Origin of the sequence: Saliphagus sp. GCM10025317, assembly GCF_042663665.1 — an archaeon.
Classification (GTDB): Archaea; Halobacteriota; Halobacteria; order Halobacteriales; family Natrialbaceae; genus Natronosalvus.
Genome location: NZ_JBHTAQ010000005.1, coordinates 642,390 through 662,354 on the forward strand (window position 1 = coordinate 642,390; position 19,965 = coordinate 662,354).

A 19,965-nucleotide genomic window follows, 5' to 3' on the forward strand; every position below is an offset into this window, starting at 1 on the left:
GTATTCCTGGAACGCGACTAAAACGTTTCTCCTCGACCCCTCGCCGACGGGGTGCGCTCCGACGAGTCGGTGCTCGCCCACCCACTCGTTAATTCCGAGGTTCCGTCGCACTAACGATTCCAGTAACTATTTGTACCGCTCAACTAACGTGTTAACTGTAATCATGGACCGCGCAAGCAGTGATAGCCAGAAGTCCCGGCGGAGATTCATGACCATGGCCGGCGTCGGCGCCGGCAGTCTCCTCGCAGGGTGTACGTCTGACGACGGGAACGGGGATGGAAACGGTACCGGAAACGGGAACGGTGACGGTGACCGAATCGTGACGGACGCGCCGGACGCCGAGGGGCGATTCGATGGCGTTACCTTCGAGATGTGGGACTGGTTCGGCGTCAACACGGGCCAGGAACAGTTCATCAGGGACCTGGTCGCGGAGTTCGAGTCCGACACGGGCGCGACTGTCAACCTCACGTTCGACGGCGGGATCGCTGACGCCTGGCCACAGCAGATTCGAAACGGGGAGGGCCCGCACATCCACTCCTGGACGCCGGCGTTCGGCGTGAACCTGGATCCGGAGTACTACTACACGGCCGACGACCTGATGCAGGACTACTCGGACCAGTTCGACGACGACACCATCGGCGACCTGGAGTGGCAGTTCGAGGGCATGGAGTGGCTGGCGCGGGGGCTCCCGGACATCGACGTCCCTCACTTCCCCATCTTCAACAGCCCGCGCAGTCCCGTCCTGGCGCGGTACGACTTCGTCGAACAGGCGGGACTGGAGGACGATTTCCCGCCGTCGACGTTCGAGGAGGCGATCGAGTTCTCGCGCCAGCTCCAGGAGAACTCCGACGCCGAGTTCGGCTTCCAGATCCCCGGTTCCGGTGGCGACGTCCTGGGCTTCCTCTGGGGGCAGTTACCGCAGCTGGGCGACAAGGAGGAGACGTCGCTGATGAGCGAGGATTACTCCGACGTCATCGTCAACAACGACGCGTGGAGCAGTGCGATGGAACGGTTCAAGCGACTCCTCGACGAGGATGTCATTGCCCCCGACACGGCGTCGCTCGGGGGTCCCGACGTCTCCGGGCAGATCGCGACCACGAACCGCTACGGTCAGATCAACCCCGAACCGAAACACCACAAGAGCGTCGCGGGGTCGAACCCGTCGGTCCTGCAGGACGGATCGCTCCGCTGGTACCCGATGTGGGGCGAAGACAAGAGCAACCAGACGCCGTGGACCTACAACATCGTGCCCGTCGACGAGAACGACGACGAGGAACAGCGCCGCCAGGAAGCGGCTATCTTCTTCCTCGCGAACTACGTCCTCAGCGACGGCTTCCACGAGATCATGGCCCAGGAGTCCGGATTCATCCCGAGCAAGCGGGACACCTGGGACGCCGCCCAGGACAACGTCGAGTGGGAGGACGAACATCACTGGTTCGAGGCCTGTCGCACGCAGATGGAAAACGGCGGCGCGTGGTCGCTGGGGTACGGGAGTCCGGAGGTTGGCTCCGTCGCACCGGTCCTGGGTGGAGCCGGCGAGTACCTCCCGCAGTTCCTGACCGGCGACCTCACGCTCGAGGAAGCGATGGACGGGTGGTACGAGACCGCCCGAGAGGACGTCGGACTCGCGTAACCCCCAATCGTCGTTCGACCTCGAGGCCCCGACAGGAGATCGCCACGCGACAGCGTCGCCGGCTGGGAGCGCCGGTACCGCGGCCGCAGTAGTGCAACGGCAGTCCCGAATTCTTCCGTCGTCAGCCGGTTACGGCCCGAACCCAGTAGCTTTAATACGCCGGTAGCAATGGAACGACACATGAGTACAAGCCACAGCCTCGCGGTGGGGGGACTCCGTGAACGGTTTCCCGAACGGTGGAAAGTCTACCTGTTCATCCTCCCCGCATTGCTCGCCATAGTCGTCATGCTCTGGCTCCCGATTATTCGGGGCATCTACATCAGTTTCTTCGAGTGGCCGCTTCGCGTCGGCCAGGGAAGCTGGGTAGGACTGGACAACTACACGAACTTCATCGCGTCCGACGCGTTCGTGGCGTCGTTGCGGATGACGATTCTGATGGCGCTCATGGCTATTCCGCAGCTGATCGTCGGGGTGGTCGCGGCCCTCGCCGTCTACCACACCACGCGCCTCAAGGACCTCGTGAGCACGACGTTCCTGCTCCCGTTCGTCATCCCGCCTGTCGCCTCGGGGACGATCCTCTATTACTTTCTGGAGCCGAACTTCGGCCCGTTCTTCACCGTCCTCACCAACTGGGGCCTCATCGATACGCTCCCTTACTGGCGCCAGGAGACCTGGCCCGCGATTCTCGTCGTGCTGGGGAGTCTCACCTGGACGTACTGGCCGTGGGTGTTCATCATCATCCTGGCCAGGCGCCAGAGCGTCTCCGACGAGTTGTACGAATCCGCCAAAGTCTATGGGGCGAACCGCCTCCAGATGTTTCGCTACATCACGTACCCGCACCTCAAGGGTGCCATCCTGTTCGTCCTCATCTTCCGGGTCGTCCAGAACATGCTCAAGACGGCACAGACGTGGCAGCTCACGCGCGGCGGGCCCGGGTACGACACCTCGCCGCTCTCGGTCACGCTGTTCGACTTCGCCTTCACCAACCAGCAGATGGGTCGGGCCGCGGCGGTCGGCATTCTCACCGTCCTGGTGGTCATCGTGGCCGTCCTGCCGCTGATGTGGTGGTTCGAACGAACCGCGAGCGAACAGGAGGGGGTCGCATGAGCCGTCTCACCGGACGCGGCGGCCAGCAGGACCTCTCCGGAATCCTCTGGTCGGTTGCGCGCGTGCTCGTCGTCGTCGCCCTGTTTGTGGTCGCGCTGGTGCCCGCGCTGTTCGCCCTGTCGATGTCGGTCCGGAGTGCCGCGAACTTCTACAACCCGATCTGGATCCCGGAGGACCCGACGTTCGAGTGGTATCGTCAGTCCTGGCAATCCACGGCGCCGCTGCTCGAGAACAGCTACCTCAGGGCGCTCGGTTCGACGATTCTCACGCTTCTCATCACGCTCCCGGCCTCGTACGCGTTCGCGCGGCGGGACTTCGCCCACAAGTCCCTGCTCTTTTACGCCGTCGTCGGCGTGTTGCTGTTCCCCGTGATCATCGCCGCGATCCCGATCACCGTCACCTTCATCGACATCGGACTCTCGGACAACATCGTCGGTCTCTGGCTGATCGACCTGGTCTTCCTCGTCCCGTTCACGGTCTTCCTGATGCGCGATTACCTCAGCGCGCTCCCCGCAAACATCGAGGAGGCCGCCCAGGTGTACGGCTGTACGCCGTTTACGGCGTTCGTACGCGTTATCTTGCCACTGTCGGTCCCTGGTATCCTCGCTGTGAGCTTCTTCGCCTTCGTCATCAGCTGGAACGAGTTCTTCTTCGGGCTCCTGTTGACCGTCGATAGCGCGAAGCCTGCCATCGCGAGCCTGAACGAGGCCGTGAGCGCCGACGCCTCCCTCCAGCAGGGGGTCGTCATGGCCCGGACCGTGCTGATCAGCCTGCCGCCGGCGCTCATGTACCTGTTCGCCCGCAAGAGTCTCACCCAGACGTTCCAGTAACTGGGCGCCGCGTTTTTCTGGCGATTCTCATCGATCGACCGGTCGGGGAACTCACTTCGAGACCGCACACCGAATCGCAGGCTGTTCCTCGAGCGCTTGTCAGTCTCACCGCGTGGGTGATGGATCGACGCTCGGCCTCGAGAGGGTGGGCGACGTCCGGACCGCCCTCCCCTGGCAGACGATGAGGGGTCAAACGCGATTCCAGTGTCGACCGAGGAAAAATACTATAGGCACGTGCGAGTATGGGTTACTCACACATGAATTCGTCAATACCGTTCACGGATATCTTCACACAGCAGATGATGGCCACGGTCTTCGGCTTTCTGGCGGTCGGCCTCGGCCTCGTCCTCTCGTTGAACCAGGACAACCTCGTCGTCGTCGGATTCATGCTGACGTTCACCCTGCTCACCGGTATCGTCCTCGTCAACCAGGTCCGGTCGTCCATCCGCGAAGCCAGGTACGCGCACTGAGTTCGGATTCGGTCGGACCGGTCGTGGTAGCCGACCGTGAACTGTACGCCGCGTGACGTTCTAACAGGGAGACGGCTCGTCGCCTCAACTCGAGCGTAGCGCTTCGGTCACGACTCGAGAGTAAAGCCTCAGTTTACGCGAGTGCTTCGCTTTGGCGACTTCGAGCTTACGCCTGCGTCGTCGATCTCGATACGCCGAGTGCGTCGGCCCTACCGGGGCATTCCTGGGTCCGTCCCGCCGTGTTCGTCGTCGGGCAGTTTCTCGGAGAGCAACACGTCATCGACGCGCAAGAGGAATATCGCGGCCTGGGCTGCGGTTTCGATCGCCGTTCGTTTGACCCGCACCGAGTCAACGATCCCCGCGTCGACGGCGTCAGTGAGTTCGGCCTCCTGACCGTCGATTCCCACCGTCGCGTTGCCGGCGGCGTGCTCCCGACGGAGTTCGACGATCGCGTCGATTGGATCGAGTCCGGCGCTCTCCGCGATCGTCTTCGGGAGGGTCTCGAGTGCGTCAGCGAACGCGTCGACCGCGAGTTGCTCCCTGGTAGCGATCCGGTCGGCTGCTTGCCGAAGCTGACTGGCAATCTCGACCTCCATAGCACACCCGCCGGGACAGATAGCCCCTTTCTCGAGTGCGTTACTCGTGACGCTGATCGCATCGACGACTGGTCGCTTGAGTTCGTCCATCACGTGAGTTGGCCCGCCTCGCAGAAGGAGGGTTACGGTGCCCGAATCCGGACACTCCTCGACGAACACGACGTCCGTCCACGCCCGTTTTCCGACCTCGACGCGTCCGGCCGACCCCAACTTCCCCGAGTCCAGGGCATCCACTCTGGAACTGACGGTCGCACCACTTGCCCTGACGAGCCGCTCGAGCGCGTCAGTTGGGGTCTTCTGGAAGACCAGGACCCCGCGTCGAACCAGTTCCTCGACGGCCAGTGGCTCCAGTTCCCCGCCCGCAAAGACGATGTCGACGTCCAGCTCCGAGAGCCGCTCGACCCGCTCGAGAAGCGTCTCCGCTTCGTCGTCGAGGATCGCCTGTTTCGTCTCGTAGTCGCTGATCGACAGCGCGCCGTCACCTCTCTCGTCTAGTTTGAGCCCGTCTTCGAACACGGCGATCGACGCATCAGTGGCCAGCGATGCCATTCCCATCTGGGCTGGTTCCTTCTCGATGATGGTTCCCTGGATGCACTCCGAGTCGGTGACCAGGCCGCCCGGAATCCCTTCGATATCGATCGCATCGTCGACGGGATATCGTCCGTGAGACACCTGTGTGACGGCTTCGACGACGAGTTCGGCGAGATAGGCGCGATCGCCGTCGGCTCCCGTTCCCGTCATCGCCGTCTCGGCGAGTTGCGCGAGGGTCGCCTCGTCGTCGGTGGTGATCTCGAGTGCGTTCGTCTCGAGGACGTCGTAGGTCTTCGTGATAGCGCGCCGATACCCCTGAATAATCGACGTCGGATGGATTCCCTTATCGATCAACTTCTGGGCCTGGTGGAGCAACTCGCCTGCGAGCACCACGGCCGTCGTCGTGCCGTCGCCGGCCTCGTTCTTCTGTGTCTGGGCGACCTCGGCCACCAGTTTTGCCCCGGGGTGCTCGATGTCCATCTCCCGAAGGATGGTGGCTCCGTCGTTCGTGACGACGACGCCACCGAGTGAGTCCACGATCATCTTGTCCATACCGTTGGGACCGAGCGTCGTGCGGATGGCCTCGCCCAGCGCCCGTCCAGCCTGGATGTTCATCGACTGGGCGTCGGCGCCCTCGACCCGATTGTACGCTTCGTTGATCACGGCCTGGAGTTGGCCTTCTGTTCCGTGGGTCATTCAACGTTCACACGTCACGTATGGCGCGTCCTTATTTATATGGGTTGGTGCAGTCACTCTCGAACGAGACCGTTCACTTCTCTGCGGGCGGACTGGGCTTGCGCAGCGCGCGTACACGGGATCACTAATTGGGCAAGTTTATTAGTCAGAACGGAGCAAGTATGGATAGACAATGAGTAGCATTGACGACCCGGACACAGTCCGAACTGCACGAGACCCGGGGGACGGAGAGCGATCCGAATCCGCTCACGTCAAAATCGAAGACGTCAAGAAAACGTTCGACGGCGGCGAGGTCGTCGCCTGTGAGAACATCAATCTCGACATCGAGCAAGGTGAGTTCGTCGTCCTGCTGGGGCCATCGGGATGTGGGAAGACGACCACGCTCCGCTGTGTCGCCGGGCTCGAGATTCCCGATGCCGGTCGCATCGTCATCGATGGCGAGGACGTAACGGAAAAGAAACCAAAAGACCGGGACCTGGCGTTCGTCTTCCAGTCGATCGCCCTGTTTCCGCACATGAGCGTCCGTCGCAACATCCGGTTTGGCCTCGATATGAAGACGGATCTGCCTCCGGAGGAGAAGGCAGACCGCGTCGAAGAGGCCGCAGAAATACTCGGGATCAGTGAACTCCTGGATCGAAAACCAGGAGCGCTCTCCGGCGGTCAACAACAACGGGTCAGTCTCGGGCGGGCGATGGTGATTCAACCAGAGGCTTTCCTGCTGGACGAACCGTTCTCGGCTCTGGACGCAAATCTCCGCGATCAGATGCGCGTGGAGGTCCAGCGCCTCCAGTCGAAGCTCAACATCGCGATGATCTTCGTCACCCACGACCAGCAGGAGGCGATGATGTTGGCCGACAAGCTCGTCGTGATGAACGACGGTGAAATCGCCCAGGTCGGTACCCCCGACGAAATCTATCACGACCCCCAGACGCAGTTCATCGCTGAATTCATCGGATCCCCGTCGACGAATTTCTTCGATTGCGAGCTCGTGACCCGGGATGCCGGGATGACGCTGTCGAGCGACGTATTCGAGATGCCCCTCACCAACGACCAAGCGGACCGACTTCCCGCGCAGCCTGATTCCAATATGACGATGGCCGTCCGTCCGGAGGCACTCTCGATCGGTGACGAGGGGCTGTTCGACGCGACAGTGACGGTCGTCGAACCACACGGCGACAGGGTCGCTATCTACGTCGAGTGCGAGAACGGCGAGGAGGTCATCGTGCTGGTCGACGACGTGACGAAACCCGAACCTGGCGAAACCGTCTCGGTTACCGTCCCGCCGGACCAGATTAAACTGTTCGACAGCGATCGCCAGCGCCTCCTGTAACCGTTGTGACTGGCCGCAACCGGCTCGAACAGTTGCGAGGAACTGGTGGGCATCCGATCTCTGGCCACGTGCGCTTTCGGTATACGTTCTATCTCACTGCTCGTCGATACACCGTGACGAAACGGTTTCTCGCGTTCGGTGGAGCCGAACGACCACCGCGTCTGCTTACTTCGGGCTATCGGTTTCGATGACCTTGGCGGCGCGATCGGTCCTCACTATACCCCCTGAGTGTTCGATTGTCGAATGCGGCGTGGACCCGATCCTCGAGGCAGGTTCCACGAAAGCGGCTCTCGAGGCACGCGCTTGCACGTTGGTTCGGTCAGCCGCTCCGATTTCTCGGGACGCGAAGCTGCCGTCTTCGTCGCCAACATAAAGTATTATGGTAACACCTGTCAGTTATCGATCCGTGATGACTCTTAGAGAGCGATTCGATCAGCAAACGCACGTGCTCGGATCGTGGATGGTCCTCGAGGACCCATCGATTGCGGAACTGATCGCCGAGTACGGACACGACTTCATCGTCGTCGATATGGAACACTCCCCGCTCGACGTCTCCGGGGTCACCGAGATGGGGCGCGCCATGGACGCCTCCGACGGCCACGCCGAGATGATCACGCGCATCCCGTGGAACGACCACGTCGTCATCAAGCGCGTCCTGGACATGGGTGCGAGCGGCATTCTGGTCCCCTGGGTGAACACTGTCGAGGAGGCCGAAGCTGCCGTGGAGGCGACTCGGTATCCACCCGAGGGGATTCGGGGCGTCGGCCCGCTTCGCCCCGCGAAGTACGGCAAGGAGTTCGATGAGTACATGGAAGACGCGGAAGACGCGGTCGTCATCGTCCAAATCGAGACGGAAGACGCCGTCGAGAACGTCGAGGACATCGTCGCCGTGGATGGGATCGACGGCGTGTTTATCGGGCCCGGCGACCTCGCCGTCTCGCTCGGTACGTTCGGAAGCGACGAAACGCGCCGATTCGACGATGCGGTCGATCGCATCGTCACCGCCGCCCACGAAGCGGACGTCGCCGTCGGGACCGTCGTCGGAAACGTCGACGATATCGACGTGTGGCTTGACCGCGGCGTCGACTTCCTCGCTGCCGGCAGCGATATCGCCTATCTCAACTCCGCCGCGGATCGCTTCGCGCAGCGCTTCCAGGAAGCCGTCGAGGACACGTAAGCGGGCCGTCGATCCGGATTGGACGACACATCGTCTGTGTCTCAGCCAGCCCTTTCGCCGTTCTCGCAGGTTCGACCTGCCGACTCCGGCCGCGACCCGCAGATTTCGATTCTGTCTGGTGAGCGGTCTGGATACAACCAACAAAATTCTAGTTGGTATAATACTACTCCTCATCCCAAACTTTAATATCTCCACTCCTGTCCATTGTGATGCAGTATCACGTGAAGGTGAACCACTATGCCGAAAGACCACGCAGACGACCACGTCCAGACGAGTGACAACCACGGGAGTCGATTCAGAACCTCCCGACGGAGTCTGATGCAACTGATGGGCATGAGTTCCATTGGTCTCGCATCAGCTTCTGACTCGAGTACCGAGCCGCAAGCACACACCCTGAACGATTCCTCGGAGAATTCACAGGCGATGGCACCGAAGAAATGGGCACAGAATGTCGACGCACAGGGCAACGAGCTGTTAAACCTCGACGCGCTGACGACGAGCGAGAACGACCGTCTCTCGTCGTTCAGCGGGCAGAACCTCTTCGTCGAGAACGGCTACCTGGGGGCCGCCGCCGATCAGGGGCCGTGGTACGACCACGAGGTCGCGACCACGACCACGATCAAGGAGTCGCCGGTGCCGTGTTCGTCCCTCGAGGTCGTCTCGCCGGACGGAACGGAGACGATTGTCGTTGCCACCCGCGACGGTACCGACGAACACACGTACGTGGGCGAGGCCACCGTCACGTTCAAACAGAGTCGTGACCAGGGCGAGAGTTTCTCCGACATCGAGACGCTCGACCTCGGGTCGACTATCGATCCGTCGCGAACCGGCAATGGGTTGATCGCTACGGACGATACCACGCTCTATTTCTTCGACTCGCAGGTCGATCCGCGGACGAGTAGCAACGAAGCGACGGCCGTCCACCGACTTCGCTGGGACTCGCTCGCCAAAAGCTGGACCATCACCGAGAACGTTAACCGATTCAAGAACTACCGCATGCTGCCTCATTTCGTCGAGGAGGGGGTCATCAAGGTCGGCTACGTCGATTTCACGGCCAGCCCGCAGGAGATCCAGTTCGCTGAGTACGATCCGGCTAGCAATACGCTCACCGACCTGGGCATCGTAAACGACCAACCGATCCGGCCGAACGAACACGTCATCCAACCGCGGTCGGACGGCGCGCTGACTGCCATCGTCCGCTGTGAGGATCCCGACGTCGCCAGTGACGCACCCGTCCTCCAGTGGTGCCAGAGCGACGACGGCGGCGAGACCTGGTCGAATCACGGCTACATCGAACAGTCGCTCCACCCCCGAATGGACACCTACGGTGCGACCAAGGGGGGACAGATGATCGAGACCCCCTACGGGGAGCGCCTCGTCTTCCTCTACCGGAATCGCAGCCTTTCGTCGGAAGGCGGGTCGTGGTGGGACGGTAACCATCGAACTCTCCTCGGTCTGTTCAATCCCTACACGGGTACGGTCGAGCAGAACGTCCAGATCAGTACCGTCGTGAGCAACGAAGCCTCCAACGGGTCGCTCCGGCTCGTCGACGACGGTCCGTTCGGCTGGCGGTTCTACGTCGTCCACGAACAGGGCGAACTCGGTAACTCCGGGCCGGACTCTGGCAACGTCTTCCGCGACCTGACGCTGTTCCAGCCCGCCGTGGACAGGACGGCGCTCGCGGATTCTGATTCCGATGAGGACGACTCAACCCCGGCTCCCCAGCCTGACCCGGAGATCGCCGCCAACCGCGAGAACACCTGGCTGGCCGTCTCACGGGCCGGCAGCCAGGTCGGCGGACGGGCGACGCTCTCGGCGGACCAGTCGCTCGAGAGCCTCGGTCAGGAGGCCCAGGTCGAGCTAGACCACGTCGAGTTCGCCGAGGGGATCACCTTCGACCCGGACGAACACGCGTTCGTCGTCGACGAGGCCGGCATCTACGACGTCCACGCCGGCCTGACCTACACCGGGACGGTCAGCGACGCGCTGGTCCACTGCCGGATTCACCTCCCGGACCGAAACGCTATCGGGTTCTTCACTTCCGGCGAAGGCACTCCCGCCGGAATCGCCGGCGGCACGACGACTACGACCGAGCAACTCGAGGCCGGTGAGACGATCAAACTCTATGGAAAGTACGACTGACGTCACTGTGCGGGCGGCTATTGTGCAATCGAGAGCTGTTGACGGGAGCCACGCGTTCTGACGTCGTTCCTGGGTCGCTACTGGACCCTCACTTCGCGGAGGTTACGACTGGGGCAGCCGGACCCGCAAGCGTTCTAGCGACCCTACCACCGTTTCGTTCGGCGTGAAGTGATGCACTGTCGACAGTCCCTATAACCGGTTGTCCGACCTGCGGTCGGTTTGTATTGTGGACTATATACTTTTCATATGATGCGGAGACGCCCATTTCACATACATAACACAAATATTATTAACTAAAAACAAATATATATAAGGATTTATTTTAACAATATTATAAATATTGTGGATTCATTTGATATATCTGGGTAATTGGCGGTTATATACAGAAAATCGGTCAGTATACAGTCAAGGACATTAGTCGACTAAGCGCGTATTAGTATTGTTCAATAGTTGCATTATATAGCCACACCCTGGATACTGGACCGATCGCTGACTGGTTGTTTGGTTACCTCTCAACAGACTCCTCCGTGCAACCGCCGTAATCCGTAGCGTATCCTGTTCCTGGCGGGTTCACATCGGTCTGGAGAGTTGAACGTAGATTAAAGCGACCACGTGTAGGCTGGGTGGTACTCTAGGCATGGGACTTAAGCGCTGGCTGGGCGCGCCCTTTTCTCCGTTAACCATAGACGATCCACTAATAGTAACGGCGTGATCACTCATTCCGAGGGCCAACGAGTCGTCGTAACCGTCTCCAAAACGAGAGAGTGGGCGTATAATTTGATTGGCCTATTTCTTCTCCACCGTCACTCGCTTTCTTCGTCAGCACGTCCTGTCTCTCTTCGATTGCCCCCTCTAACTCACTAATGCGCTGGTTCTTTTCCTCGAGCGTCTCCTCAAGGATTCTCACTTGCTTTTCTAAAATCTCATTCTTCCGGGCGAGATAGTACATCTCTCGATCGTTCTCCCTCACTCTTGCCGGCTCAGACGTCCCTCTCGATCGATCCTTTGCCGTCGCTTCTTTTTGGGCACCTGGCTCATAGTATTCGGTCGTATGCTCGACAGCACGCTCGAGCGTCCGTTCACCGTACGTCGTGCCATCTCCATAGTGGACGGCATCCCATTTCGGTCGAACGAGCCCCGATTGGCGAAATAGTCGATCCATCTGGTTCTGATTGCCGCCAGTCCAAAACGCCAGCAAACAACACAGAGCCATATCTGCCTCTGAGTGGCTATCGTACCCGACGGTCGATCCGTTCCAAAGTCGCTCAAACTTCTCGCTGTTCGAGGCCGCTCGAGCTTTTTCGAGTAACTCCTCATCTGACAGCGTGAGGCGTGATCTTCTCCTCTCAGTCCTTGCTCTCGAGTTTTCATCTCCACTCGAGTCTCGCTCGACGTACTCACGATGGATCGTCTCGAGCTCTGTCTGGCGGTGCTCGATCGCTGTGGGCAAGCCAGGAACGCGATCTCCAGTGACGGTAAAATATCGGGCGTGATCGTAGAGTTCAATCTGCCCACGTCTGTTTCGTCCACTGGGTAACGCGCCCTCGACGAGTACGTGATATCCTGTTCCCGATGGAGAGACTTCGGTATACGAATCGAGTTGTTGCACGATCGATTTGATCACGGTATCCGGACGCCCTGTCTCGGGATCGCGACAATCATCTAGGTCGATCCCAACGAACGGGTCATTAGGGGTGAACACGAAGCCGATTCCATCTGCGGTACCGGCGTGAGAATATGCGAGGACGCTATCGAAGTCACTCCAGGTAGTGTCGTCCGTCGACGAAGCGAACGAACCTGTTTTCGGATCGATTGGCACCTTCGTGGATTTCCCGTCGCGGTCTTCGCTTCGCCAACAGAGCCACTGGTCTCGATTGCGCAACTTCTCTGGGATGGATTCTTCTATCATCTTCTCAGTCTGAAACGGCATTGTCCCGCTGACCGTCACCCATGGTGCGGTCAGCATCAAACTCCACAGTTCGTTCGCCCGCTCCTGGAAGGTCGCTTCGAGTGTGTGCCTTCGGGTCGAAGTCGATCACCGTCGCTTCGTGGTCCATCGCGCGCACTTCGATACCACGCCACTCGCCGTCCACGCCGACCAGGGCTTGTGAGTACCCAGTTCGATCGTTACCGGGGACGGCCTCCTGGACGAATCGCATCTGTGCTGTATTGAGGCCGAATTCCTCTGCCCACTCACGGTCCATTCCGTCGAGATGGTGGAATTGCTTGATCGCACACTGGTCGATGATCGCCTCCGACTCGGGGTGTTGGAAGAACTCGTCGACGGTCTGGGTGACGAGCCGAATAGACAGATTGTGGTGACGATGGTGGCGAAAGACCACCTCGAGATACTTGAGACTCGCCGCATCCTGCATGATGTATCGCGCTTCGTCGATGACGAAGACGACTTCTTTCTCGGTCTCTTTGGCGCGCTCGTATACGAGTGAGATCAGTAACTGCATGATGAGGCTCGTACTGCCACCGAGACTGCCCTCCTGTTGGGCGAGGTCGAGGTAGATCACCTTCTCATCACGAATATCGAACTCCGTCTTTCGGCCCAGGTTCTCATACCGACCCTCCTGGGAAAATGGTCGCAATTGATCGATGAGCCACGTCGCATCGGATTCGATCTTGCCTGCTTCTGCAGCCGTCCGAACAACATACTCCGATGGACTCTCGACCATCTCCTCGAGAATATCGAGGACGTCCCGCATCGTCGGGCTCTCGTTGTGGTGGGTGGCAATGTCGTCGGTGATCCCCTTTCGAGTGTACGCTCGCTCGAGTGCCGTCTCGAGCGTTGTTCGTCGGTCGTCGAGGCTAATCCCGCGAAGAGCGAAGTAATTCGCGAGAAAGCTCATCACGCTATCGAGCTTTTCGCGATACGGACTCGCGTCTTCGCCCATCGCCCGCTGGACGCGTTCCGGGGTTGGCTTGATCTCGAGTGGATTGAGTCCCATCTCTCCACCAATCGTGATTCGTTCACCACCGAGGGCGTCGGCGACGCCAGCCCAGTTATTCAACGGCTCGAGGATGATGCCGATGCGATCTTCGCTCTGCTCGATCGAGCGGATGAAGTTCTGTTTCGAACCGAACGATTTCCCGGAGCCAGGATCGCCGATCGTAAACATGGCATAGCCGTTTTCACGGGCGAACGGATCGATCACGACCGGACTCTGATTCTTCCAGTGAGTGCCGAACTCGACGCCGCCATCCTCGAGAATTGTCGCCGAATGTATCGACGCGAAGAGAGCGCCTACGGCTCCGCCCAATGCTGTTGCTTCACGACCGAAGGGATTCGATCCAACTGGGGCGGCTGCCCGAAGTGCCAGGTCCTGCTTGCAGATGGCCGTCTTTGGCGAAAGTCCGGCAGGGTCTTCCCGGAGTCGGCTCCGAACGGTTCGGACGTGCTCTCGAAGTTCATCGCGCGTTTGGGCACGGATCGTGATGAACATGCCCTGTCTGAAGACACGGCTTCCGCTCTCGACGCTCTTGTACGTCGAAACGGCTTCGGCTGCTCGTTCCTGTAAGTACGCGCCACGGACGCTCCGTTCGAGGTCAGCATCTGCTTGCAAATCGTCTGCGGCTCGCTGTAATTCGTCTCGAGCCTGTTCCTGGTTCTTGGGCGTGAGGTGGACCGTGAGATCGAATTCGACGTCGGTCAGTTCGAAGAGCTCGTTCAGATAGCCGTCTTTGGGATAATCCGGGTTGTCTGCAACGTAGAGCGTTGATGTCCATTGCTCGCCGACTCGTACCGTCCGTGTCCCCCATTCAATTGCCTCGGGAGCGATGAGGTTTTGATGCCGGTGAGCTACCTCGTCGAGAACCGTACGCTCATCCTGGGCCGCTTCGATCGTTGCCTGCACGAGAAGGTCGCCCAGTTCGACCTCGTTGACTTCCTCTGTGTGCCACCGATCCCAGCTACTCCTTACGAGAAGTGTACCCACAACGGTGAGCCCCAGATAAAGAACGATTCCTTCCTGTGTTGCTGGGTCGGGCAGTGTCTGTGCTACGTATCCGATGAGAGCGAATCGGATCAATCCGTCGCTCATTCGTCTCGCCTCTCCCGGTTGTCGATCACTGGCTGTTCGCGCATCGCGTTCTCCGGAGTGTCGTACTCGTGTTCTTCGCCGTTCCAGAAGTCCATCGCAAGGAGGAACATTTCGACCGTGCTCAACGGGCGGGCAGACCACCCTGGAGCCTTCTGCACGAACTCGGTCTGGACCGCTCGCCGCCGCGTCTCGAGTTTCTCGAACATCGCTGCTCGTAACTCGCCATCGCTCATGTTCGCTCGTCGAGTGACGAACGGATTGAACAGAAAGCCGATCACTGGAAACGAGGTGAGCTTCTCGGCTGGTGAACGCTCGTCTTGATAGCGGTCGTAGACCTCAAGTGGAGCGACTTCGACGCCCATGAAGTATCGGAGCTGCGTAGTCCCCGACAGCTCTCGCGGTCGCTTCTCACGATACTCCTCGAGCAACACCTCGAAAACCGGGTTATCTTTGACGTCTTCGTCAAGCAGTCGATCGTCGATCCGATCGATCAGGCGCTCGACGGGAAACGCCCGGGTTGTCGCGTGAAAGGTGAGTTTGAAATTGAGCTCACGATTTGCAAACTCTTCGCCGAGCCGCTGAATGTGTGCCCAGTCACCAGACATGGCGAAATCCATGTTGCCAGCATCGATCTCGAGGAATGCCTCCATCGTGCCATCAGTTCGTTCGATCGCGCCAGCACCTGGCCAGGCGCGGGCAATAGCGGTGAGGTCCTGTGTGGACTCATCGGGCTTGAACGGCGTGTAGTTGATTAGGCCGCCATCGGTGGTTGGCTCGTCAGAGTCTCGATCGACTTCGCTACTGTAGGTGAATCGCGGCCGTTTGCAATAGTAGCGATAGACGTCTCCGAGCCATACGGTCGCCGGGAGATGACCCGGTGAGGCGTAGACAATCGCGCCACCGAGGACAACTCCAAGTAAGACGAACGGAAGAATCGCCCCATCGAGCCCGGTCAAGCCTCCAAAGAGCAGACCTGCAATCGGGAAGCCAACCAAGACGTAGACGTCCCCTTCATCGATATTCAACAGTGGGATGCGACTCTCTTCGCCGAATTTATCCATAATACGGCGACTCGCGGCGTCGTGTTCTCGCGTCATTAGTAGTACCCCGGATCGTTTTCTGTACGACGATAGTCGGGGATTCCAGAATTGCCGTAGGAATCCCTCACCGTATTGTCGTTCGCTGTCTGGCTCTCGGAAGCTGCACCCGTAGCCACACTAGAAGCGGATTGAGTTCCTGACTCACCAAACCTCGAAGCCACGGTATACCCTGCCGCAGCTTTTGGCCCCCATCGTGCCGCTGCTGAGGCGGCTGCAGGCCCAGCGATTGTCCCTGCACCAACGACTGCACCAGCTGTCACCGTCGCGTTGCTCGTTGCACCGATAACTCTGGTCGTCATCGGTGCAGCGTATTTGAACAGCTTCCAGACGATGATGATCGATAGTAGTGGGAGTGTGACGGCAATGAGATAACTCAGAAAGGCGCTGTCTGGGACGAGACTCGAGTCTGCACCGTCACCGAAGAGGAGTTCATAGCCCTTGAACAGGAGCGCAACGGGGATCGGCATGATCGCCAGCGGGACGAACTTCATACAGGCCGTCCTCGCGATGTGAGAGACGACGGGCAAATTGCCAAACGCGAGTGCAATCCCGACCGGCATCGCGTAGATGAAGATGTAGAGCATGATCTCTCGAAGAAAAAACAACGCCTGAAGAATCCACATCGCTGTTGCACCGATGCCGGTCAAAAAGAGGGCGAGAAGTGGGTTCGAGATTGTGAGATCCAGCAAATTGACCATTACTGTTGTAACTGTGGCTACATCAGGAATGAGTGCAATAGTGAACCCATTGACTAGATAGAGGGCTAACACGGCAACCCAGTACCACGTCACAATTAGAAATGCGCCCGTCCAGGCGCTTCGCTTCGTTTTCCGAGCATCGTAGGCGCTCCCCATATTGAAAATTCGGATCGTGTGTCGACCTTGGACACACATTACGAGCAACAGGAGGGCAACGAGCATGATCTCGCCTATGACGAGAGCGTTATGAATGTCTACCCACGGTGTATTTGTCGGTTGACCAAACACGAACGCGCCATCAGTTTCTGGTGTTGGTGTTCCGAATACCTGTGCTGTAACCGCTCCGTAAGCGTCTGCTAGCCCTTCTTGGAACCATTCGATGAGTTTGTCGATGGCATCTTCAAACCACTTGATCCCGATATCGCTAAGGGACCATGCAATCATGATGGTACCCTCTCGATCTCGTATGCACAGCCCCGAGGTTTAGTATCTTGATACTGTATCGTGTATTCAAGTTTGATATCCTGAGAAGCGTGAACAGAGGATAACTCTACAGTGAAACGACCCTCGTACCCTGCTAAATTACATTCAGCTCCCCGAGCGGTAGGTGAGAACGGTCGTGTATTGCTGTAGATGACTATTGTCTCACCAGCTGGGATTACGACCTCGTCTGCATTACCCCCAACTTTATTGTCAGTATCGTAGATACCGCAATCCCCTGTCTCGTCATAACTTTCGTGTGTTGGGAGAGGTACGTCTCCTCGAAATCGAAGTGACGTGACTGCAGTTGATGCGGAACCCGTGTTTGTAAGATAGAGTATTGCTTTTGCTGCTATATCTAGCTCATTTGCCCCTTCATACATCTCTTCGGGATGGTTTTTGCCTAACCGAAGGTCGATCAACTCGAGATTTGGTTCGAGTTTCAAAGAGTGGGTTTCCACGACCTCATCTGCAGCGAGGCCGATCACGTCATATGTTCCTGGGGTATACTCTGTCCCGATCTCGACGGCAAGTCGAGAAACACCAGCTTCGACCGTTCGAGTCGCGAAGAGTTCTCCTGCGGGATCGACAACGTTCACCTGGTCGATTACGCCCGCTTGGAAGCGAAGAACCAGCTGCGTCTCCTCGATTCTCGAGGTAAACTCGAGGGAGTCGTTCGATTTAGTCGCTGATTCGTCGTTGTCTGAGGCGGTACAGCCAGCCAACCCTACCGATGTAGCGATGGCCAATACCCTGAGGACGTTTCGTCTACAGTATGTTTGTTGGTTGATTTTCATGGCAGCTCGTCATTGAATTTCAAGAAGGTGCCAATCCGCTTGGCGGCATAGAGGGCGACTGCAAACGGGAGGGTAAAGCGTACGAGATCGACCAGCAGCGTAAACCAGCCAGTGGGTGACGTCAGTGGATGCCAGGTGGCCGTAGCGGTATCCCCGAGATAGGCTGGTTGATGTGAGCGCCACGATCCTGGGTGGTACTCAGCCGTGTAGATTCCCGGCTTGCTTACTGTTATCTCGGCGGTTCCTGTTGCGTCCGTTTTGACACGGCGATCACCAACAGCAATGTACCCTGACCGAGCGTCCTGACCGATCAACGAGAACCGCGGATCGTCGAGGGTATCGAGCATAATCGGATCTCCGGTTGCCGTATCGCGAAGCTCGATTCGAAGCGTACTCGCGGTGTCACTCGAGTTGATAACCTCGATCGAGAGCTCACTCTCACGGATCTCACGTTGTGTACCGTTATCGGGTTCGACAATCTCTGCAGTGACACCGCGAACGATTCCCTCAACGGTGATCGAATCCGGGTCGATTTCGTCATCTCGGAGTGCGATTCCGGATGAACGGGTATACGGGCCCGAAACGACGTCAACCTCGACGTTGTCGTGCATCGAGACTGCTGGTGATTCGGTTTCTATCCCCCAGACCTCGAGCAGTGTCGGCCCATCGCGAATTGGCTCTACGCGCGGCCCGATATCGGATGGGAACGCGTGGACGTACACGGGGCGCGGTGTTTCGTTGAGCGATCGTGTGCCGTCTCGAGTCGACTCGACGAGGCGATCCCAGTTCGTGTCGCGAGCCGTATAGTATCGCCACACGCCACGGACGCCGACGTCACCGTCTTCAGAGAGGGTGTATCCGTTCCAGGGTTGTCGCTGGTAGATCGCAACGCCTTCCTCGTCATCGGGATACGATGCATAGTAGATCACCGCCTGCGGGTTGTAGACGTCAACCTCGAGTTCCTGGCTGACGGTCACGTTATCAGAGACGACCTGAGTTTCGACCTCGCTCTGGTTGCCAACCCGTGCCTCTACTTCGAGGCGTGTGTAGATGTCGGCCTCGAGTGTTAGTGTCCCCTGTCCAGAATGCTCGAAGTCGTATTCGAATACTGGATTGTGCGTCCCCTCGGCAGTCTCGACAACAGTCTCATCTAGGCGCAACCTGACTTCGTCGATACCGTGCTCTTGGATCGACCACGAAACGACCTCGGTATCCCGTAATTCAGCATCATCAAGCCGAATCCGATAATCGACGAATCCCCTCACTGTTCCCTCCGGGGCGATGTAGTGAACGGATTGCTCTGGATCGAAATGCGTCCGTGTCGATGGATGGATCGCAAACACCGTCGCGTGCGCATCGGCGATCCCGATCGAATCTGTGAGTGTGGCGTGTTCGGGATATCTCGAGGCGTCACGTCTACCTGCCTCGAGGCGGTCGTAGTCCTGGCCCGTCCAACGTGTGGCTGTATCTGGAGGGTGGGTAAACGAAATGTCCGTACAGGTGGCGAGTTCTTCTATTGCTGATGGCTCTTTGCCGTACTGAGCTTCGTACTCAGCAGGGGTTAGACACTCATCAAGGTCTTTCGACCAGAGCGTTGCTGTTTCATTGGCATCGAGGTCGTCCTCGTCCGCAGGCACTGGGGAACTCTGGCCGGCCACACTACTGGCGATGACCGCGACGGTAACGACTCCCAGCAGCACAAACGTCGATCGAACGCGACAATTCCATAGAGGGCGATCTCGTCGCCGCTGGCTCAGAATTACCACGGGACGAAATCCACACACTCAGCGAGCGGCAATCCCATCGTCGACCCAGCGACGGTGTACAGTGGACCCAGTATTGCTAGGATGAGCGCGGACTTGAGCGCCGTTCGTTTGTGCTGTTTGAGGTCCTTCTTTTGCTCGAAGTTCATCGTGAACATCTCGACGAGTGAATCTGCCTGCCAGACGACGACGAGTCCCATGAGTCCGAGGGCAGTCGTGATCTGGAAGAATCCAGAAACCATCCCGGGAAGGCCTTCAGCATCACAGATAACGCTATCTTGTGCAAGTACTGGATCGACGGCGACTACAGCCAACAACACGACGATTCCAGCGCTTGTACGCATGAATCGCCTGAGTTGACCCGGCGTCGGGTCAGATGAGGCTTCGACAGCGGTGTTACTCGAACTCATTTAGGCGCGCCTCTCAATCAGTATCCGAGGGCAGGTAACGTACGTATACGAAACGTCAGTCATTGTGTCGTCACACTCAGTCTCGCGTGATTGACTAAGTATTTTGCGGGTAAAATCTGTTGGATTAAACTACCATTTTCCAGTGAGAGTCTTTCG

The 19,965-nt window shown here is 58.7% G+C and carries 15 protein-coding genes; 7 read left to right on the top strand and 8 right to left on the bottom strand.

All coding sequences use genetic code 11. The features are described 5' to 3' along the window. Window positions 1-208 precede the first annotated feature (208 nt). From ACFQS4_RS05255 to ACFQS4_RS05270, 4 genes are all read left to right on the top strand, one after another. Window positions 209-1,633, top strand: a complete 1,425-nt coding sequence (locus tag ACFQS4_RS05255; RefSeq protein WP_497902620.1) for a type 2 periplasmic-binding domain-containing protein — start codon at window positions 209-211, stop codon at window positions 1,631-1,633. A 180-nt stretch (window positions 1,634-1,813) separates the two neighbouring features. Further along, window positions 1,814-2,740, top strand: a complete 927-nt coding sequence (locus tag ACFQS4_RS05260; RefSeq protein ID WP_497902621.1) for a carbohydrate ABC transporter permease — start codon at window positions 1,814-1,816, stop codon at window positions 2,738-2,740. Next, on the top strand, window positions 2,737-3,570 hold the full coding sequence (locus tag ACFQS4_RS05265; protein ID WP_497902622.1) for a carbohydrate ABC transporter permease: 834 nt from the start codon (window positions 2,737-2,739) through the stop codon (window positions 3,568-3,570). The genes ACFQS4_RS05260 and ACFQS4_RS05265 overlap by 4 nt, the downstream gene beginning before the upstream one ends. A gap of 257 nt (window positions 3,571-3,827) precedes the next feature. Next, on the top strand, window positions 3,828-4,040 hold the full coding sequence (locus ACFQS4_RS05270) for a hypothetical protein (protein WP_497902623.1): 213 nt from the start codon (window positions 3,828-3,830) through the stop codon (window positions 4,038-4,040). Between the two features lie 209 nt (window positions 4,041-4,249). Here the strand turns inward: ACFQS4_RS05270 and thsA are convergent, their stop codons facing one another. Further along, window positions 4,250-5,863: a thermosome subunit alpha gene (gene thsA, locus ACFQS4_RS05275; RefSeq protein WP_497902624.1), complete on the bottom strand. Its 1,614-nt coding sequence runs from the start codon at window positions 5,861-5,863 to the stop codon at window positions 4,250-4,252. Window positions 5,864-6,035: 172 nt separating this feature from the next. On the opposite strand from thsA, the gene ACFQS4_RS05280 reads away from it, so the two are divergent. The 3 genes from ACFQS4_RS05280 to ACFQS4_RS05290 all read left to right on the top strand — a co-directional run bounded on the left by ACFQS4_RS05280 (window position 6,036) and on the right by ACFQS4_RS05290 (window position 10,512). After that, window positions 6,036-7,193, top strand: coding sequence for an ABC transporter ATP-binding protein (locus ACFQS4_RS05280; RefSeq protein WP_497902625.1), 1,158 nt, complete (start codon window positions 6,036-6,038; stop codon window positions 7,191-7,193). 409 nt (window positions 7,194-7,602) lie between these two features. Next, window positions 7,603-8,370: an HpcH/HpaI aldolase family protein gene (locus tag ACFQS4_RS05285; RefSeq protein ID WP_497902626.1), complete on the top strand. Its 768-nt coding sequence runs from the start codon at window positions 7,603-7,605 to the stop codon at window positions 8,368-8,370. A gap of 423 nt (window positions 8,371-8,793) precedes the next feature. Then, entirely contained in the window at window positions 8,794-10,512 is a 1,719-nt protein-coding gene (locus ACFQS4_RS05290; RefSeq protein ID WP_497902627.1) for a sialidase family protein, read from the top strand. 712 nt (window positions 10,513-11,224) lie between these two features. Here ACFQS4_RS05290 and ACFQS4_RS05295 read toward each other — a convergent pair. Genes ACFQS4_RS05295 through ACFQS4_RS05325 form a run of 7 tightly spaced genes read right to left on the bottom strand, consistent with a single transcriptional unit; the run spans window position 11,225 to window position 19,809 of the window. Continuing rightward, entirely contained in the window at window positions 11,225-12,421 is a 1,197-nt protein-coding gene (locus ACFQS4_RS05295) for a phage NrS-1 polymerase family protein (protein ID WP_497903150.1), read from the bottom strand. A gap of 4 nt (window positions 12,422-12,425) precedes the next feature. Next, window positions 12,426-14,561, bottom strand: coding sequence for a VirB4 family type IV secretion system protein (locus ACFQS4_RS05300; protein ID WP_497902628.1), 2,136 nt, complete (start codon window positions 14,559-14,561; stop codon window positions 12,426-12,428). Then, window positions 14,558-15,658: a TraC-like domain-containing protein gene (locus ACFQS4_RS05305; protein ID WP_497902629.1), complete on the bottom strand. Its 1,101-nt coding sequence runs from the start codon at window positions 15,656-15,658 to the stop codon at window positions 14,558-14,560. Before ACFQS4_RS05305 ends, ACFQS4_RS05300 begins: the two co-directional genes overlap by 4 nt. Further along, window positions 15,658-16,800 (bottom strand): TrbL/VirB6 family protein, encoded by a 1,143-nt coding sequence (locus ACFQS4_RS05310; RefSeq protein WP_497903151.1) that lies wholly within the window; start codon window positions 16,798-16,800, stop codon window positions 15,658-15,660. Before ACFQS4_RS05310 ends, ACFQS4_RS05305 begins: the two co-directional genes overlap by 1 nt. Next, window positions 16,800-17,636 (bottom strand): hypothetical protein, encoded by an 837-nt coding sequence (locus tag ACFQS4_RS05315; protein WP_497902630.1) that lies wholly within the window; start codon window positions 17,634-17,636, stop codon window positions 16,800-16,802. Before ACFQS4_RS05315 ends, ACFQS4_RS05310 begins: the two co-directional genes overlap by 1 nt. Then, a complete protein-coding gene (locus ACFQS4_RS05320; protein ID WP_500192383.1) occupies window positions 17,633-19,420 on the bottom strand; it encodes a DUF8186 domain-containing protein in 1,788 nt (595 codons plus the stop codon). The genes ACFQS4_RS05315 and ACFQS4_RS05320 overlap by 4 nt, the downstream gene beginning before the upstream one ends. Further along, on the bottom strand, window positions 19,396-19,809 hold the full coding sequence (locus tag ACFQS4_RS05325; protein WP_500192385.1) for a DUF7985 family protein: 414 nt from the start codon (window positions 19,807-19,809) through the stop codon (window positions 19,396-19,398). Before ACFQS4_RS05325 ends, ACFQS4_RS05320 begins: the two co-directional genes overlap by 25 nt. Window positions 19,810-19,965 lie beyond the last annotated feature (156 nt).

Excerpts from the sequence above, each read along its gene's own strand:
- ACFQS4_RS05255 (WP_497902620.1), top strand. The coding sequence starts at position 209 with ATGACCATGGCCGGCGTCGGCGCCGGCAGTCTCCTCGCAGGGTGTACG.
- ACFQS4_RS05260 (WP_497902621.1), top strand. The coding sequence starts at position 1,814 with ATGAGTACAAGCCACAGCCTCGCGGTGGGGGGACTCCGTGAACGGTTT.
- ACFQS4_RS05265 (WP_497902622.1), top strand. The coding sequence starts at position 2,737 with ATGAGCCGTCTCACCGGACGCGGCGGCCAGCAGGACCTCTCCGGAATC.
- ACFQS4_RS05270 (WP_497902623.1), top strand. The coding sequence starts at position 3,828 with ATGAATTCGTCAATACCGTTCACGGATATCTTCACACAGCAGATGATG.
- thsA (WP_497902624.1), bottom strand. The coding sequence starts at position 5,863 with ATGACCCACGGAACAGAAGGCCAACTCCAGGCCGTGATCAACGAAGCG.
- ACFQS4_RS05280 (WP_497902625.1), top strand. The coding sequence starts at position 6,036 with ATGAGTAGCATTGACGACCCGGACACAGTCCGAACTGCACGAGACCCG.
- ACFQS4_RS05285 (WP_497902626.1), top strand. The coding sequence starts at position 7,603 with ATGACTCTTAGAGAGCGATTCGATCAGCAAACGCACGTGCTCGGATCG.
- ACFQS4_RS05290 (WP_497902627.1), top strand. The coding sequence starts at position 8,794 with ATGGCACCGAAGAAATGGGCACAGAATGTCGACGCACAGGGCAACGAG.
- ACFQS4_RS05295 (WP_497903150.1), bottom strand. The coding sequence starts at position 12,421 with ATGATAGAAGAATCCATCCCAGAGAAGTTGCGCAATCGAGACCAGTGG.
- ACFQS4_RS05300 (WP_497902628.1), bottom strand. The coding sequence starts at position 14,561 with ATGAGCGACGGATTGATCCGATTCGCTCTCATCGGATACGTAGCACAG.
- ACFQS4_RS05305 (WP_497902629.1), bottom strand. The coding sequence starts at position 15,658 with ATGACGCGAGAACACGACGCCGCGAGTCGCCGTATTATGGATAAATTC.
- ACFQS4_RS05315 (WP_497902630.1), bottom strand. The coding sequence starts at position 17,636 with ATGAAAATCAACCAACAAACATACTGTAGACGAAACGTCCTCAGGGTA.
- ACFQS4_RS05325 (WP_500192385.1), bottom strand. The coding sequence starts at position 19,809 with ATGAGTTCGAGTAACACCGCTGTCGAAGCCTCATCTGACCCGACGCCG.